General features: G+C 59.5%; 11 protein-coding genes, 1 tRNA gene and 1 pseudogene. 7 read left to right on the top strand and 6 right to left on the bottom strand.

Annotation, left to right across the window (positions count from 1 at the left end):
- Positions 1-31 precede the first annotated feature (31 nt).
- Entirely contained in the window at positions 32-2,452 is a 2,421-nt protein-coding gene (locus PM1_RS10050) for a TonB-dependent siderophore receptor (RefSeq protein WP_009617056.1), read from the top strand.
- Positions 2,453-2,586: 134 nt separating this feature from the next.
- On the opposite strand, the gene PM1_RS10045 is transcribed toward PM1_RS10050, so the two are convergent.
- Positions 2,587-3,276 (bottom strand): TonB-dependent siderophore receptor, encoded by a 690-nt coding sequence (locus tag PM1_RS10045; protein WP_009617053.1) that lies wholly within the window; start codon positions 3,274-3,276, stop codon positions 2,587-2,589.
- 17 nt (positions 3,277-3,293) lie between these two features.
- Here PM1_RS10045 and PM1_RS10040 point away from each other — a divergent pair.
- Positions 3,294-4,263 (top strand): annotated as a pseudogene (locus tag PM1_RS10040) (IS1182 family transposase); the annotation flags it as partial.
- Positions 4,264-4,598: 335 nt separating this feature from the next.
- Here PM1_RS10040 and PM1_RS10035 read toward each other — a convergent pair.
- Positions 4,599-5,141: a HEPN domain-containing protein gene (locus PM1_RS10035; protein ID WP_009617046.1), complete on the bottom strand. Its 543-nt coding sequence runs from the start codon at positions 5,139-5,141 to the stop codon at positions 4,599-4,601.
- 276 nt (positions 5,142-5,417) lie between these two features.
- Between PM1_RS10035 and PM1_RS10030 the strand changes: the two genes are divergently transcribed.
- The 5 genes from PM1_RS10030 (at position 5,418) to PM1_RS10010 (ending at position 12,997) form a co-directional block, all read left to right on the top strand.
- Entirely contained in the window at positions 5,418-5,972 is a 555-nt protein-coding gene (locus PM1_RS10030) for an SLATT domain-containing protein (protein ID WP_009617044.1), read from the top strand.
- Positions 5,969-7,333, top strand: coding sequence for an RNA-directed DNA polymerase (locus PM1_RS10025; RefSeq protein WP_009617042.1), 1,365 nt, complete (start codon positions 5,969-5,971; stop codon positions 7,331-7,333). The genes PM1_RS10030 and PM1_RS10025 overlap by 4 nt, the downstream gene beginning before the upstream one ends.
- 171 nt (positions 7,334-7,504) lie before the next feature.
- Complete coding sequence (locus tag PM1_RS10020) at positions 7,505-8,311, top strand: hypothetical protein (RefSeq protein ID WP_009617041.1); 807 nt, start codon at positions 7,505-7,507, stop codon at positions 8,309-8,311.
- Between the two features lie 346 nt (positions 8,312-8,657).
- The gene (locus tag PM1_RS10015; protein ID WP_009617040.1) at positions 8,658-11,075 is read left to right on the top strand and encodes an AAA family ATPase; all 2,418 of its coding nucleotides are present in this window, start codon (positions 8,658-8,660) and stop codon (positions 11,073-11,075) included.
- Positions 11,072-12,997 (top strand): UvrD-helicase domain-containing protein, encoded by a 1,926-nt coding sequence (locus PM1_RS10010; protein ID WP_009617039.1) that lies wholly within the window; start codon positions 11,072-11,074, stop codon positions 12,995-12,997. Before PM1_RS10015 ends, PM1_RS10010 begins: the two co-directional genes overlap by 4 nt.
- Before the next feature lie 341 nt (positions 12,998-13,338).
- Here PM1_RS10010 and PM1_RS10005 read toward each other — a convergent pair.
- The 4 genes from PM1_RS10005 to pheT form a co-directional block, all read right to left on the bottom strand.
- Positions 13,339-13,415: transfer RNA gene (locus PM1_RS10005), tRNA-Pro, on the bottom strand.
- A gap of 85 nt (positions 13,416-13,500) precedes the next feature.
- Positions 13,501-13,857, bottom strand: a complete 357-nt coding sequence (locus PM1_RS10000) for a MerR family transcriptional regulator (RefSeq protein ID WP_009617038.1) — start codon at positions 13,855-13,857, stop codon at positions 13,501-13,503.
- Entirely contained in the window at positions 13,838-14,140 is a 303-nt protein-coding gene (gene ihfA, locus PM1_RS09995) for an integration host factor subunit alpha (RefSeq protein WP_003090661.1), read from the bottom strand. Before ihfA ends, PM1_RS10000 begins: the two co-directional genes overlap by 20 nt.
- 3 nt (positions 14,141-14,143) lie before the next feature.
- Positions 14,144-16,522: a phenylalanine--tRNA ligase subunit beta gene (gene pheT, locus PM1_RS09990; protein WP_009617023.1), complete on the bottom strand. Its 2,379-nt coding sequence runs from the start codon at positions 16,520-16,522 to the stop codon at positions 14,144-14,146.
- Between the last annotated feature and the right edge of the window lie 34 nt (positions 16,523-16,556).

The raw sequence follows: 16,556 nt of genomic DNA, 5'->3' as shown, positions 1-16,556 counted from the left end.
CATACTGCCATTGCCAAGGAGCTCGTTATCCATGCCCTCTCGTTTCTCGCCGCCACGAGTGCCGCGTCGCACCACCTTCGCACTCACCCTGCGCGCCATCCTGCTGGGTAGCGCCGCCGCCACGTCGTTGCCCAGCTTTAGCGTGCAAGCCGAGCAAGCCGATCTGCGCCGCTACGACCTGCCCGCCGGCTCGCTGGAAGATTCCCTCAACGGATTTGCACAGGTCGCCGGCATCACCCTGCCCTTCGACCCCGCCCTGACGCAGGGCAAGCAAGCACCTGCCCTGCAAGGCGAATTCGGCATTCAGGACGGCCTGGACTACCTGCTGGGCGGCAGCGGTCTGGCCGCCGAAAGAAACGCCAGTGGCCATTGGATCATCTTCTCCGCCCCCGCTGCCGAAGGTGCGCTGGAAATGGGCTCGGTCACCATCTCCGGCAAGGCACCGGGCTCCGTCACCGAAGGCAGCGGCGAATACACGACCGCCTCGTCGAGCAGCTCCACACGCCTCAACCTGGCGCTTCGCGATACGCCGCAGTCGATCACGGTGATGACCGACCAGCGCATCAAGGATCAGAACCTGAATGACCTCACCGAAGTCATGGAGGCGACTACGGGCATCTCCGTATCCCGCGTTGGCGTCGGCGCCGAGAACGACACTTACTGGTCGCGCGGTTTCCAGATCAACAACTTCGAAGTCGACGGCGTCCCCAGCTCCTCACGGCTGGGCAATTTTTCGCAAAGCACGGCGATGTATGACCGCATCGAGATTGTGCGCGGCGCCACCGGCCTGATCAGTGGCCTGGGCACGCCATCGGCCACTATCAACATGATTCGCAAGCGTCCGACGGCCGAAGCTCAGACCAACCTGAGTGCCGAAGCCGGAAGCTGGGACCGCTACGGGCTGGGCATGGATGTTTCCGGGCCGCTTACCGAAACCGGCAACGTGCGCGGGCGCCTGGTCCTGGACTACAAGACGCAGAACTCCTGGGTCGATCGCTACAAGCAGGACAACCAGCTCGTCTATGCCCTCACCGAGTTCGACCTGGACGATGCCACGCTGCTCACGGCGGGCTTCAGCGTGCAGAAGAACCAGGCCGACTCGCCTCTGCGTACCGGTCTGCAGACGTTCTACTCCAATGGCCAGAAGACCGACTTCTCCCGCTCTGCCAGCAGCTCGCCAGACTGGTCGTACTTCGACGTGAACAAGAGCAATGTCTTCGTCTCGCTCGAACACCAGTTCGACAATGGCTGGAGCGCCAAGGCGGAACTTGGCCACACCGAGTACGAGTTCGACGAACTGATCAACTACATGAATGGGGAAATCGATCAAGCGACCGGCGCCGGCGCCTACCTGTACCCCAACCGCTGGTCCGGAACACCGCGGGAAAACAACCTGGACGCCTACCTCACCGGCCCCTTCAGCCTGCTCGGCCGCGAGCACGAGCTGATCGCCGGCATCACCCTGTCGCGTTACCGCGAAAGCACACCGGACCGTGGCGGCTGGTATGGCCCATGGACCGGCTACGACGGCAGCATCGGCAACATCCACCAGTGGTCCGGCGCGGCACCGCGACCGGACACCAGCCCGATCGGCAAGAACCTGATCGAGGAAAACCAATACGCCGCCTACGCCACCAGCCGCTGGAACCTGCGCGATGACCTCAAGTTGCTGCTGGGCGGCCGCGTCACCGACTGGAAACGCAGCAGCGACAACACTCCTTACGAGGGCACGCCCACCAGTAACGAAGAGAATCGCCATGGCGTATTCCTGCCCTATGCCGGGCTGGTGTATGACCTGAACGACACCTGGTCGGCGTACGCCAGCTACACGAAAATCTTTAACCCGCAGGCCTATGGCATCAAGGGGCTGGACGGCAAACCGCTGGACCCGCAGGAAGGTACAGGCTACGAAGTGGGCATCAAGGCTGCGCCACTGGATGGACGCCTGAACGCCAGCCTCGCGCTGTTCCGCATCGAGCAGGACAACCTCGCGGTATACGCAGGTCAGTTCGATACCTATTACCCGGAAAAGGGCACCACCACCGAAGGCCTGGAACTGGAAATGAACGGTGAGCTGGCCGATGGCTGGAACGCCTCCGCAGGGTATGCCTACAGCGTCAGCCGTGATCAGGATGATGAGCGCATCGTCACCAACATCCCGCGGCACAGCCTGAAGACCTTCACCAGCTACCGCCTGCCTGGCGCCTGGAATCGCCTGACCCTCGGTGGCGGGGTGAATTGGCAGAGCAAGATTGGCCAGGACCTGCATACCTTCGAGCAAGGTAGCTATGCCCTGGTCAATGTGATGGCTCGCTTCGCGGTCACCAACCAGTTGGACGTCGCAGTCAACGTCAACAACCTGTTCGACCGCACCTACTACAGCTACGCCGATAGCTGGAGTGTCTATGGCGCGCCGCGCAACCTCATGACGACGCTGAACTACCACTTCTGAGCAGTTGCCGCTGGAAGACCTGGCCACGCTGGCGGGCCTTGCGCGCACCATCGATGCCGGGGAGACCTGCCAGCCCGGCTCAGCCTGTTCCCCGCAGATCTGGCAAGCGCCCGTCTGCGGGGAGCGGCACTGCCTCAGAAGCGATACTGGGTGGTCAGCATCACGTTGCGCGGGTCGCCGTAGTAGCCACCGTAGAAGGTGGTATCCAGCGCGCTGAGGTACTTCTTGTCGAACAGGTTGTTGACGTTGAGCGTCGCTGAAACCTGCTCGGTGAAGCGGTAGCGTGCCATCAGATCGACCACGGTGTACTGCTCCTGCTTGGCCTTCACCGTCTGCCCCAGCTGCCAGGGTGTGGCGGTGAAGTGAATGCCGCTCTGCCAATTGGCGCCGCCGCCCACGGTGAGCTTTTCCCACTCGCCGGGCAGACGATAGGTGGTCCACAGCTTGAACATCTCAGCCGGCGCCACGGTATTCAGACGCTCGCCATCGGAGTCCTTGGTGACGCTGTGGCTATAGCTGGCGGTCAGGTTCCAGCCCGGCAGCAGCTCACCGCTGGCTTCCAGGTCGAAGCCCTTGGTCTTGGCGCCGGAGACGGCGCGATAGGCCGTCTCGCCGTCGGTGCCGGGGACGATCTGCCCCGGATCGGATTCGGCCAGGTTGTCCTGCTTGATCATGTACAGGGCGATAGCGGTGTTCAGGCGGCCATCGAAGAGTTCGCTCTTCAGGCCGATCTCATAGTTGTCGCCTTCGCGCGGATCGAGTGGCGAACCGTTGCGGTCGCGATAGCTCTGCGGCTGGAAGATGCTGGTGTAGCTGGCGTACACCGATTCAAGGCGGTCACCGCAACTTCACCAGTGCCAAGCTGAAACGTCGGATGGAAGAGATCGAGTCCAGCCTCAGCCGCTACCTCACTGCGCTGGACACTGCAGATCGTCAGGAGCTTGCCGTTGCCCAGGTTAAAGCCGAACGTCTCCGCGACAAGATCGAGACCTTGAAAGCCAAGATGCAGGAGCTCAAGGAAATCGAGGTTCAGCTCAACGAAGCACCGGATAAACAGCTCTCCCTGACTGATCCCGATGCCCGCTCAATGAAGACCCGTGGCAGCGGAATGGTTGGCTACAACGTGCAGGCAGCGGTCGACGCGAAGCACCACCTGATCGTGACCCACGAGGTCACAAACGACGGCGTCGATCGAGACCAACTGAGCTCGATGGCCAAGCAAGCGCGAGCAGCCATGGGTGTCGAGGTACTCTCAGCGGTCGCCGACAGAGGGTATTTCAAAGGTGAAGAAATCCTGGCGTGCCAGGAGGTTGGAATCACTGTTTTCGTACCCAAGACACTGACTTCGGGGGCGACAGCAGCGGGCCGCTTTGGCAAAGGTGATTTCATCTATGACGCAGCCAAGAACGAGTACCGCTGCCCGGCAGGGCAAAGCCTGATCTGGCGCTACTCCAGCGTCGAGAAAGGTCTGAAGCTGCACCGTTACTGGAGTTAGCATTGCCAAGGCTGCACATTGAAAGAGTGCTGCACTCCAAAGCTCAGAGCGCCGGGTGAGTCGCTGGGAACATGAGGCGGTGCTCGAGGATATGCAGTCCCGCTTGGATCAGGCACCGGAGATGATGCGCATCCGTCGCCAGACGGTGGAGCATCCATTTGGCACGCTGAAGGCCTGGATGGGCGCCACCCATTTCCTCACCCGAACGCTCGACCGGGTAAGCACGGAAATGAGCCTGCATGTGCTCGCCTACAACTTCAAACGGGTGCTGAACCTGCTGGGCAATAGTGCGCTGATGGCAGCGATGAAGGCCTGAAACCTCATTGGCTGCCAACTGCACTCGCTGTACAACACTGTGGGGTTGCACTTGTTCGAATCAACTGAATGCCTTGGACGGGCACACCAAGCGTCCAGGAGGCCGCTGGGCGTCGCTAAAGCGATCCAAAAACCAGCTATCTATCAGCCGCTGCGTTTTTACACGGTCTGGGCCGTTTTCAGTCGGTGACGACGGGCCACTATCGGCCATAGCAAGCCGTCAGAGGTGCCTACGAGATAGAGTTTGAAAAACGTTACGCAAAGAGCCTGAAAAGTGTCTAGAAAACTCGTGGTGATTCGAATGCTGGCCTTAGCCTAGTCACTCGAGTGGATTGCTCAGATGTTCGCATCAAGGCAATTATCCGTCTTTTCTACAAGCAGCTTGATGAGGCGGATAGCCTTTTCAAGCTCCTCCCGCTTGACCAAATGAGCCGCTGGCGCCCCCGTGCTCTGTACCTTGGATCGATGCACAGCTTGGCCCCGCTTGCTGATCAAAGTATCAAGCGCCTTTCTATTTCCTGCCGCATCAGTGCTCATACCGGCCCAGCTGGCGGTGACGTCAACACCGAGGTAGTCCAGAAACAGCTGCTTAGTCTTAGTTGAATCAGGGTTGTGAAAACGCTTGAGCTCGCTCTCCAGCTTCTCGGCCATAAAGTCTCCACATCTGCTTCCCTTGATCAGCTTGAGCTGGATCGCCAGCGCTTCGGTGACCCGATCTTCAACATAGGTTTCCCAGGCAGTCAGGGCCATTACTAGGCCCGCACGCTTGAGTATCTCAGCATTGGCCGGTGGTGGGTTGGCGTTGAGTGAGTCAAAGTGCTCTAGGAGCTCCTCGGCGTCTTTAATCGAGTACTGGAAAGCTTGCTCTGCTTTTGACATCAAAATCCCTCTCATAGATAACGCGATTTCCGCGTCACTGGCCCACACCCTGTAGTGGTCAACCCATCCCGCTCCGGGGCACCCTCCTTTCCAGTGCGGATAATGGCATTGTAGAATCACCCAGGAAGAGGCAGGTTCTTCCTCTCGCTCACACGAGGGTGGTTCTGATAATGAACGGTTTCGACCGTTGAGCGCACGCTCACTGATCCCCTGGGGGATGTTCAATGTTACTCAAATCCTCCTGCCTTCTTCCCCCATTTCTAAGGAGAGGTACAGGTGAAGGACAAGGTCTGGTTTACCTTCAAGGCGCGCATCCAAGCACATAAGCGCTTGGAGTGGTTGGACTTCCACTCTCAAACGCTACTTGTCTGGTATGCAATCCTCAGTACGGTTCTTTGCGTACTGACCATTCGCTACCCTCACATCCTTGGTCCTGACACCGATGTTATGGCCACCGTGCTTTCTGTTGCACTGCTTGGGGTATCCCTCGCTGTGACCAACCGCGACTTCCGAGGTCGTGCCATGGCGATGCGCAATAACTACCTGCAATTGCAAAACCTCTACAATGTACTGGTTGCTGAGGAGGCTGCCGGCAATCCTCCAACGCCGACACAGATTAGCCAGTACGCTGACCTTTTGGCTGAATGCGAGAACCACACGGAAGTCGACGACCGTATCGCCCGGGTGTTCGCCAACAATCTCAGCAGTCGCCATCCAACAGTCTTTGAGAACACGTACGCCTTCTACTGGCTTTCTATTCGCCTAATCATGACCACAGCGCTGTACGCCCTGCCGCTGATCGTGGGCCTTAACGCTCGGTCAGTCATATGAGCGCTGCGCATAGCTTCAACAAACACTTTGCCCGCAAGCCACTGTTCCGGATCTATACCGAAAAGATCAAAATGTCAGGAGCTATTGGCCTTGATCGTATGCGGCCCGCCAAGCTGGATGAAAACCTGAGTGAGGTGCTCGACTTCATCATTCGCAAGGCTCATGAGGGGACGTATCGCTTCACTGCGTACAAAGAGAAGTTGATCCTCAAGGGCGCTACCTCCACCCCTCGACAGATCTCGATTCCAACGGCCCGAGACAGGATCGTGTTGCGAGCTTTATGCGACAGTCTTGCGGAGGTCTTTCCTGCGGCAAAGCTATCGCTGCCCCAAGAAGTCATCGATGACCTGAAGGAAGGACTGAAGTCAGGCAAATACGCAGAATATGCCAAGGTCGATCTGAAGAATTTCTACCCGTCAATTCCCCACTCCCTGATCAAGTCGACGATCTGGAAAAAGGTGCGCAAGCCTCAATTCCGGCACCTGATCGAATCAGCAATCATCACACCGACAGTGCCCGAATCCAAGGGCCGAAAGGACTCGCCCGACTCGACTCTCGGTGTTCCTCAAGGACTTGCCATTTCAAACCTGCTTGCTGAAATCGCCCTTCAGGACATCGATGCAGAGTTCAAGGCCCGTCGACGCATCTGGTACAAGCGCTATGTCGACGACATCCTGATCTTGGCGCCGAAGGGCAAGGCCAAACGCGTGGCTGATGATCTCATCGCGGCCTTGAAAGGCCTCGGGCTTTCGCCCCACGACTTCGGCCCTGAATCCAAGTCGAAAGTGGCGGATCTCACTGAGCCTTTCAGTTTTCTGGGTTACCAGATCGACGGCGATCAGATCAAGATTCGCCACGAGAGCATCCTCAGGTTTGAGTCCTCCCTCGCGAAGATTTTCACCGCCTACCGGCACAAGGTCGCCGCCTCCCACTCGAATAGAGACCTACAGCGAGCCAGGGCCTACTGCGAGTGGAAGGTCAACCTGCGGATCACCGGCTGTTTCTTTGAGGGCAAACGACGAGGCTGGGCATCTTACTTTTCCCAGATTACTTCGACGACGCAGCTGCGATCGGTCAATCACACCATTCGCAAGCTCACCCAGCGCTTCTCCCTAGAAGGAAAGATTCAGACGAAGTCACTTATCAAGACTTTCTATGAGCTGAAGCGAGGCAAACCTAAGAGCCACTCCTACATTCCCAATCTGGATGATCTCGACATTGATCAGAAGAGGTCGCTACTGGCGATTTGGATCGGCGACGAAGTGCGGGAAATGTCCGATGCCCGCGTTGAACGGCTCTTTGAAATCAAAGTTACTAAGGCCGTTCGGGAGCTTGAGGAGGATATCGCTCAAGCTTCCTGATGCTGCCAGCCCCCATTACCGTGCACTTTCGAGCACGGTGTTTGGGCTATTAGTCAGTCACGGCTCTGCGTTGCTCTTCGCTGCATCAAAGCGCGATTGCCCTACCCTCGGCCGCCCTGGATCGCTTGTAACGCGCTCCCCCAAAGCTCCGGCCTTACTCAAGGAAAGCAGATGAAACAACGGACACTTGACTGGCGTAATCGCCGTAGTTGGCTCGGCTCGATTCGTTTCTACGCAGGTGAGCTGTTAGATCCTGCCCTGCGCCGACACCTTGAGAGCAAACGGCCACAATGTTGGTCAGATGATCTGTCTTGGCTGCCTAACCACGAAGAACTCGTACCCGCCTTCTGTGAATTGCTGGCGAGCTATTACAGCTATGTGAAAGCGTTTCATGGCTGCCGCCCTGAGAACACCCGTTCCTACTACGAGCATGGCCTACAAGGACATCAGCCAGACCGAATCCAGACTCGATTTCGAGAGCTGTTCCACGACGTCGATCCCAATCAACTCCAGAAAGCTATCGATGAGCTGGGCAGCCGGAGCACCAGTGAGAAAGGGAAAATCTGGCTGACCGGGGACGATCGCAAAATGCTTGATGACTTCGGACACTACTCCATCAATGGCAGCGAATACCTAATGTCGCTGGCTGCCAGGCTGACCCGCTTTGACCTATATGGAGAGGATTATCGCTGGAGGCTTCGCGAGATTGGCGTGCCCACCGTTCTTGAAGTGGACATCCCCTTTGCCCTTATCCGCCCAAAGCAGAGAACTGAAGTCGCGAACATGATTTTGTCCGCGTGGGGGCAGAACGTGACAGGTAAGCGCCTCGGCATGGACTCACCCCCCTGCTATGTCATCCATGAGGATATTCCGGCTGGCTGCATCAAGGATCACTACCACCCCGAGCGCATCAAGGACGTCCATCGCGAACCGGGCATGTACGTAAGCAACATAACTTGGTGTGAAATGTGTGCGTAGCATCCTTGTCTCCCGCTGCACTAGTAGCTCACAGCCAAGGTAACAGAAGCATACCCTTGGCGTATTCTGCAGCGCGGTTCAAGTGCAAAGAGATATCCTCAAACTGATGGGTTGCACGCATATCGACGCAGATCAAATAGGAGGCTTGCGCTGTTCAATAGCTCCTAAGGGGGCTTAGGTTGGAGGTTTAGCGTGGTGAGTCAGCATGTCGTGCGCTATATAAGTCCCATCTCGGCATCCGCACATGGATGCAGTTAGTGGGAAAAAGCGCGAGCGCTCAAAGGAAAGCTGCCGGCTTGCGTGCTCAGCACCAAGTTGTCCCGGCAACACTTAGGAAGAGGTGATCATGAAGCTACAGGCATATCGGCTGCAGAACTATCGCCGACTGCGCGACGTCGTCATTGAGCTTGACGACGAGATTTCCATCTTCGTTGGCGCCAACAACAGCGGCAAGACGTCTGCCGTACAAGGCCTGTACTCGATGCTCCGTGGCGAAGCGAAGAAGTTCGAACTCTTCGACTTCAGTGCGGCGCTGTGGGCCGAGATCGACGCGGTCGGCAGGACGCCCCCTGGCGATGAGGATGCGCCCAAAAGGTTACCGTCCATCCTCTTGGATCTCTGGTTCCGCGTCGGTGAAGACGACCTTGCCACTGCGATGTCGCTGCTGCCGAGCACTGAGTGGGACGGCAAGTGCGTCGGGATCCGGGTGGCGTTCGAACCTCGGGATGCCCACGAGCTCGTCTGGAAGTTCCATGAACTACATGAGAAGGCCAACAACGCAGCTGTCGCGCTTGCGGCCAAGCGCAAGGCCGCCGGGGAGCAAGCTGTGGAGGCGGGCGCGGAAGACGCGGCTGCGGTGGTGGCCGATGCCGGCGAGTACAAGCCTTGGCCAGAAAGCCTGACGAAGTACCTCACCAAGGAACTGAGCAAGGAATACACCCTCCGCTACTACGTGCTCGATGAGCGGGCTTTTGTCGGCTATCAGGCAAGGGAGGCCGACTACGAGCCGCTCCCCCTAGGCAAGGAGCCGGGCGGTGCGGCCATTCTCAAGTCGCTGGTGAGGGTCGACTTCCTGCGCGCGCAGCGGCACCTCGATGACCCAGATGCCGGTAGCTCTGATCGAGCAGAGAGCTTGTCGCGGCGTCTGAGCAGGTTCTATCACCGCAACCTGGAGAGGCGTGGCGACGACCATGCGGCTCTCAAGGCGCTAGATACCTCGGAGAAGGAGCTGAACTTCCACCTGAAGGAAGTCTTCAATGACACCCTCACGCGCCTGGCCAAGCTCGGCTATCCGGGCGTCAACAATCCGGAGATCGTGATTCGGGCGGCCTTGGATCCGACCACTGTCTTGGGGCAAGACGCCAAGGTTCACTACGTAATCCCGGGCGTAGCTTCCGCCCAACTGCCAGACAGCTACAATGGCCTGGGGTTCAAGAATCTGGTCTACATGGTGGTTGAGCTGCTCGACTTGCACGAGCAGTGGAAAGCCGAGGAGGACAAGCGAGCTCCGCTTCATTTGGTCTTCATTGAGGAGCCTGAGGCGCATCTGCACACGCAGATCCAGCAGGTCTTCATCAGGAACGTTTTGCGCCTCCTTGAGGATGCTAACGATCACGCGACTTTGTTCCACACGCAGCTCGTCATCACCACGCACTCCCCGCACATCCTCTATGAACGCGGATTCTCGCCCATTCGGTACTTCCGCCGCGTCAACGACCAGTTGGGCCATCACACGGATGTGCGCAATCTGTCGCTATTCAAAACGGGCGCGTCCGACGCTCCAGCGCGCGAATTCCTGCAGCGGTATCTGAAGCTGACGCACTGCGATCTCTTTTTTTCCGACGCGGTGATATTGGTGGAAGGCAACGTCGAGCGTCTGCTCCTGCCTGCAATGATCGAGTTGGTGGCCAAGCGCCTGCGTTCTTCCGCCCTAACCATCCTTGAAGTCGGTGGTGCGTTCGCGCATCGGTTCCAGGAGCTGATCGCCTTCGTTGGGCTCACAACACTGGTCATCACGGATCTGGACAGCGTGACGGTCAAGACGGACGCCGAGAAGGCCGCCGCGCAAGGCGCAGGCGCTGAGGGCGCCGTTGACGGAGATGACGAGGACGACGACCTGAAGCCCTTCGAGCTTGAAGACGACGACGAAGCAGAACCGAGTGGCAAGAAGAAGTCCAAGAAGCGTGGCAGCACCTGCCATGCACACGTGGAAGGTGCCGTCACGTCCAACCAAACCCTCATCAGCTGGATCCCGAAGAAGCGGTCGATGGCAGAGCTCTGGGAAGTCACGGCGGAGCAAAAGACGCTGTCGCTGGCTGAGGATTCCAGCGCTGAGGTTCGGGTAGCTTACCAGACCAAGGTTTCGGTGACGGTGGGTGCGACGACATCACAGCTCTGCGGCCGCACACTTGAGGAGGCCTTTGGTCTTGAGAACGCGGACTGGTGCCAGGCTGAGGCAAACCGGTCGGTCGGCCTCAAGCTCAAGCGCGCACCGAGCAGCCCTGAAGAGCTGGCTGAGAAGTTACACGATAGGGTGGTCGGCAAGAACTTCGACAAGACCCGCTTTGCGCTGGAGGTACTCGCAAGCGGGCCGCTCAATGGCTGGAAGGTTCCCGCGTACATCGCCGAGGGCTTGGCCTGGCTCGAAGCCAAAGTGGCCCACGAGCTTGAGGCGGATGCTGCCATCGCCACCGAGGTCGCGACTATTGAACCGACTACAGCCGATGTTGTCGCTATCATTGTTGACCCGGGGCAGACGGCATGAGCAGACGAATTGATAGCCCAGATACCGACGCCGACCGCGAGATCCACGCATGCATTGTAGCGACGCCTCCGCAGCCCTTCGTGGTTCGTGCTGGCGCAGGTTCCGGCAAGACCACCTCCCTCATCAAGGCGCTGGACTGGGTGATCTCGGAGCACGGCGCCAGCATGCGGGCGAGGAAGCAGAAGGTCGCATGCATCACGTATACCGACCTTGCCACCAATGAAATCCTGGCGGACGTCAACGATGACCCGCTGGTTCATGTCTCGACCATCCACAGCTTTTACTGGTCTATTGCAAAGACGTTCCAGGCCGACATCAAGGTTTGGCTGCAGAACGACATCCGCAGACGGATCTCCGAACTTGAAGAAGAGTTCGAGAATTACAGCTCGCGTGTCCGGCAGACCACGCGCGACAGGAACAAGGCCGACCAAGAGCGATATGTCCGAAGCCTGGAGGCTGTGGCCGGCGTCAGGACGTTCAACTACGGCGTGGGCAGTGACTACGCCAAGGGCATACTTGGCCACGAGGACATTCTTCAGCTCGCCGACTTCCTGCTACAAAACCGCCCGCTGTTCCGACGGGTCGTGGCGCTGAGCTACCCGTTCGTGTTTATCGATGAGAGTCAGGACACGTTCCCGGGTGTAGTGAAGTCTTTCAAGGAAGTGGAAGCCCAGATGCAGGGCAAGTTCTGCCTTGGTTTTTTCGGCGACCCGATGCAGTCGATCTTCATGAGAGGCGCAGGGGACATCCAGCTTGAGGATCATTGGCGGGCCATCACGAAGCCGGAGAACTTTCGCTGCGCCAAGCAGATCCTTGACGTCGCCAATGCCGTGCGCGCGCAGGGCGATGGCATGGAGCAAGTCCGCGGGCTGCACGAGAGGGTCGATGGGAACCTCAAGCTGGTGGAGGGGTCGGCCCGGATGTTCGTCTTGCCGAACACGCTGAACCGAACCGAGGCTTTGGCAAGAGTCCGAGCGTGGAGCTCGGCGACGAACAACGACGAGGGTTGGACAACCCCAGACATCGCAGTCAAGATTCTTGTCATCGTGCACCGCATGGCCGCAAACCGGCTTGGCTTCGGCGGCATCTACTCGGCGCTGAACGACAAGACGTCGGATGCCATGAAGCAAGGGATGCAGGACGGCACCGGTTGGCCCGTTCGACCCTTCCTAAGTTTTGCGCTACCGATCGTTGCAGCTGTGAAGGCCGGCAATGAGTTCGCGGCGATGAGCCTGCTCCGGGAATTCAGCCCGCGCCTGGCGCCTGCGGCTCTGACCGGCCGACGTGCCGCGGATGTATTGCGAGAGCTGCACGCTGCTGCGTCGAGGCTTGTCGCCATGCTGGACGAGGCAGGGACCACCATTGGTGACATAGCTCTCCATCTCTGTGACACGGGTCTTTTTGAGTTCGACGAGCGCTATGCGCGTGTTCTTGGGTTTGTCAGGGATATTGCTGACACCGCTCAGGAGCCCGAGACTGCTGATGCAGTTCCGGCCGAAGGATTATCCTTGGACGCGGCAATGGCCAAGTTCTTCAATTGCTCTGCGCAAGAGCTTTGGCCCTATGAACGCTATGTCTCAGAAGGCTCCCCCTATGCCACGCAGCACGGCGTGAAGGGAGCGCAGTTCGAACGCGTCATAGTGGTGATGGACGAGGAAGAAAGCGACTACCGAACGTACAACTACGAGCGTGTCTTCGCGAGTGCTGAGGCCCGTGCTGCAGATCGTGCACGAGCACTAGACGGTGATGAAAACACTTGGAGCCGAACGCTGCGACTGCTTTATGTCTGCTGCACTCGTGCCCAGCGGGGGCTGGTACTAGCCTTCTTTGTCGCCGACCCTGCGACCACCCTGGAAAACGTCGTGGCGAGCGGGATCTTGCCGCGAAGCGCAGTCTTTACGCAGGAAGTATTAGTTGGATGACCATAGGCGAACGATTGCCTGACCTATTTGAAGCCAGAGCCGAGCGGCAGGCTCGGTAGCTAGCGGGTGGTAACTCTGAGGATGTGAGCGACTGCAATTGGCCGATTGCTGCCTGTCTGCGCAGCAATCCGATCCCCCTTATGACCTAGCCACCTGAGCCGATCGGCAAATGCATCCCCCATCCAATGCTTGAAGGTGTCAACTCACCATCAAAAGAAGGGAGATAGCACTCCCAAATCTCGGGTGGGGCAAAAAGTGGGGCAAAATTCGGAGACGCTACAAAAGCATCAGGCATAAAAAAATCCAGTCACCGCTAAGTGACTGGATTTTCTAGAGTTTTTTGGTCGGGACGGAGTGATTCGAACACTCGACCCCTTGCACCCCATGCAAGTGCGCTACCAGGCTGCGCTACGCCCCGACGTTGCCTTCCGGTTGCCCGGTTGGCGGATCGCACTATACCGTAAGGTTTTCTTTCGGCAAAGCACTTTTTTCATTTTTTTCAGCTACTTGCGCAGCACGTGAAGAACATCTTCCAGTTCCGCGATCATCTGGCGGATGAGTTGCTTGTACTGGGTGATGTCTTCGCGGGCTTCGTCGCCGGAGAGGCGCTGACGCGCCCCGCCGATAGTGAAGCCTTGATCGTACAGGAGCGCGCGGATCTGGCGGATCATCAGCACGTCCTGGCGCTGATAGTACCGGCGGTTGCCGCGGCGCTTGACCGGGTTGAGCTGCGGGAACTCCTGTTCCCAATACCGCAGCACGTGCGGTTTCACTGCGCACAAGTCGCTCACTTCACCGATGGTGAAGTAGCGCTTGCCCGGAATGGGGGGCAGTTCGTCGTTATGACTTGGTTCCAGCATAAGCCTCAACCCTGGCTTTCAGTTTCTGGCCTGGACGAAAGGTGACGACGCGGCGAGCCGTGATCGGGATTTCCTCTCCCGTCTTCGGGTTGCGACCCGGGCGCTGGCGTTTGTCGCGCAGGTCGAAATTGCCGAAACCGGACAGTTTCACCTGTTCGTTGTGCTCCAGCGCCTGGCGGATCTCTTCGAAGAAGAGTTCCACCAGTTCCTTGGCTTCCCGTTTGTTCAGGCCCAGCTCTTCATACAGACGTTCGGCAATCTCAGCTTTCGTCAGAGCCCCCATACGCTACTTCCTTAACGTGGCGTTGAACCTTTGCTCCAGCGAGGCGACGATTTTCTGCGTAGTCGCGTTCACCTCGTCATCGTTAAGAGTGCGTGATGGATGCTGCCAGGTCAAGCCGACGGCCAAGCTTTTTCCAAGCGGATCAATACCTTTACCCTGATAGACATCAAACAGCCTGAGGTCGGTCAGGAATTCGCCGGCCTCTTCGCGGATGGTCGACAGGACGGATTCGGCTGGAATATCGCGGTTGACCACCAGCGCCAGGTCGCGGCGCACCTCGGGGAAACGCGACAGTTCGCTGAACTTCGGCAGGCGGCCGCGGACCAGTTCGCCCAGTACCAGCTCGAACAGGTAGACCGGACGATCCAGGTCCAGAGCCTTGGCCAGTTCCGGATGCAGGGCGCCGACGTAGCCGACCAGTTCGCCATCGCGCTCGACACGGGCGGTCTGGCCCGGGTGCAGCGCCGGGTGTTCGCCGGGGACGAAGGCGAAGGCATCAGCGGCGCTGGCGCTGGCCAGCAGGGCTTCAACGTCGGCCTTGATGTCGAAGAAGTCGACGCCTTCGCGCATGTTGCTCCAGCCTTCCGGCTCGCGGCTGCCGCAGATGACGCCGGCCAGCATGTTTTCCTGCTGCAGGCCCTCGAGCTGGCCGACGAAGCGCAGGCCGCTCTCGAACAGGCGCACGCGGGTCTGCTGGCGGTTCAGGTTGTGCTGCAGCGCCTTGACCAGGCCCGGCCACAACGAGGCGCGCATGGCGGCCATGTCGGCGGAGATCGGGTTGGCCAGCATCAGCGGCTGCACGCCCGGGCTGAACAGTTCGAACAGCTTGGGATCGATGAAGCTGTAGGTGATGGCTTCCTGGTAGTCGCGGGCGACCAGCAGGCGGCGCAGCGCCGGCAGCTCGGCCTGGGTTTCCGACTTGGTGTTGGGCGCCAGGCGCGCCTGCGGGTAGCGCACCGGCAGGCGGTTGTAGCCGTACAGGCGGCCCAGCTCCTCGATCAGGTCGACTTCCAGGGAAACGTCGAAGCGGTGGCTCGGCACGCCGACCTTCCAGCGCCCTTCCCCATCGGCTTGCACCTGGAACTCCAGCGCGGTGAGCAGGCGCTCGATTTCCGCAGCGTCCATTTCCATGCCGAGCATCTGGGTGACGCGCTCGATGCGCAGCACCACCGGCTCGACCTTGGGCAGGTGTACCTGGCTGACCTGCTCGACCACCGGACCGGCTTCGCCGCCGACGATCTGCAGCAGCAGTTCGGTGGCGCGCTCCATGGCGCGGCGGGCCAGTTGGAAGTCCACGCCACGCTCGTAGCGGTGCGAGGCGTCGGTGTGCAGGCCGTAGGAACGGGCCTTGCCGGCAACAGCGATGTTGTCGAAGAAGGCACTTTCCAGGAACAGGTCACGGGTCTTGGCGCTGACGCCGCTGTGCTCGCCACCCATCACGCCGGCCATGGCCAGGGCGCGTTCGTGGTCGGCGATGACCAGGGTGTCGGCGCGCAGGGCGACTTCCTGGCCGTCCAGCAGCACCAGCTTCTCGCCCTCTTCGGCCATGCGCACGCGGATGCCGCCCTTGATCTCGTCGAGGTCGAAGGCATGCATCGGCTGGCCCAGCTCCAGCATCACGTAGTTGGTGATGTCCACTGCGGCGTCGATGCTGCGGATGTCGGAACGGCGCAGGCGCTCGACCATCCATAGCGGCGTCGGCTTGCTCAGGTCGACGTTGCGGATAACGCGGCCCAGGTAGCGCGGGCAGGCGCTGGGCGCCAGCAGCTCGATGGGACGGACGTCATCGATGCCGGGGGCGACCGGCTTCACATCGACGAAAGTGACCGGCGCCGAGTACAGCGCGCCCACTTCGCGGGCCAGGCCGGTCAGCGAGAGGCAGTCACCGCGGTTGGGGGTGAGGCCGATTTCGATGGAGGCGTCGTCCAGCTCCAGGTAGTCGCGGATGCTCGCGCCCACCGGGGCGTCGGCAGCCAGTTCCATCAGGCCGGCGTTGTCGTCGCTGATTTCCAGCTCTTTGGCCGAGCACAGCATGCCGTTGGACTCGACGCCGCGCAGCTTGGCCTTCTTGATCTTGAAGTCGCCCGGCAGTTCGGCGCCGATCATGGCGAAGGGAATCTTCAGGCCCGGGCGCACGTTGGGCGCGCCGCAGACGACCTGGAAGGTCTCGCTGCCGTTGCTGACCTGGCAGACGCGCAGCTTGTCGGCGTCCGGGTGTTGTTCGGTGCTCAGCACCTCACCCACCACCACGCCGCTGAAGGCGCCGGCGACGGGGATCACGGCGTCGACCTCGAGGCCGGCCATGGACAGACGAGCCACCAGCTCGTCGCGGGAAACCTGCGGATTCACCCAGCTCCGCAGCCATTGTTCACTGAATTTCATCCTGTTCTCCTAAGAATTCGTTGACGTCGCACGC

It is taken from the genome of Pseudomonas sp. M1 (assembly GCF_022760135.1).
Taxonomy (GTDB): Bacteria; Pseudomonadota; Gammaproteobacteria; order Pseudomonadales; family Pseudomonadaceae; genus Pseudomonas; species Pseudomonas citronellolis.
The sequence above is the reverse complement of the archived record's forward strand: the minus strand, read 5'-3'. Positions and strand labels throughout refer to the sequence as shown.

Coding starts and splice junctions, on each gene's coding strand:
- PM1_RS10050 (WP_009617056.1), top strand. CDS start 32: ATGCCCTCTCGTTTCTCGCCGCCACGAGTGCCGCGTCGCACCACCTTC.
- PM1_RS10035 (WP_009617046.1), bottom strand. CDS start 5,141: ATGTCAAAAGCAGAGCAAGCTTTCCAGTACTCGATTAAAGACGCCGAG.
- PM1_RS10025 (WP_009617042.1), top strand. CDS start 5,969: ATGAGCGCTGCGCATAGCTTCAACAAACACTTTGCCCGCAAGCCACTG.
- PM1_RS10020 (WP_009617041.1), top strand. CDS start 7,505: ATGAAACAACGGACACTTGACTGGCGTAATCGCCGTAGTTGGCTCGGC.
- PM1_RS10015 (WP_009617040.1), top strand. CDS start 8,658: ATGAAGCTACAGGCATATCGGCTGCAGAACTATCGCCGACTGCGCGAC.
- PM1_RS10010 (WP_009617039.1), top strand. CDS start 11,072: ATGAGCAGACGAATTGATAGCCCAGATACCGACGCCGACCGCGAGATC.
- PM1_RS10000 (WP_009617038.1), bottom strand. CDS start 13,857: ATGCTGGAACCAAGTCATAACGACGAACTGCCCCCCATTCCGGGCAAG.
- ihfA (WP_003090661.1), bottom strand. CDS start 14,140: ATGGGGGCTCTGACGAAAGCTGAGATTGCCGAACGTCTGTATGAAGAG.
- pheT (WP_009617023.1), bottom strand. CDS start 16,522: ATGAAATTCAGTGAACAATGGCTGCGGAGCTGGGTGAATCCGCAGGTT.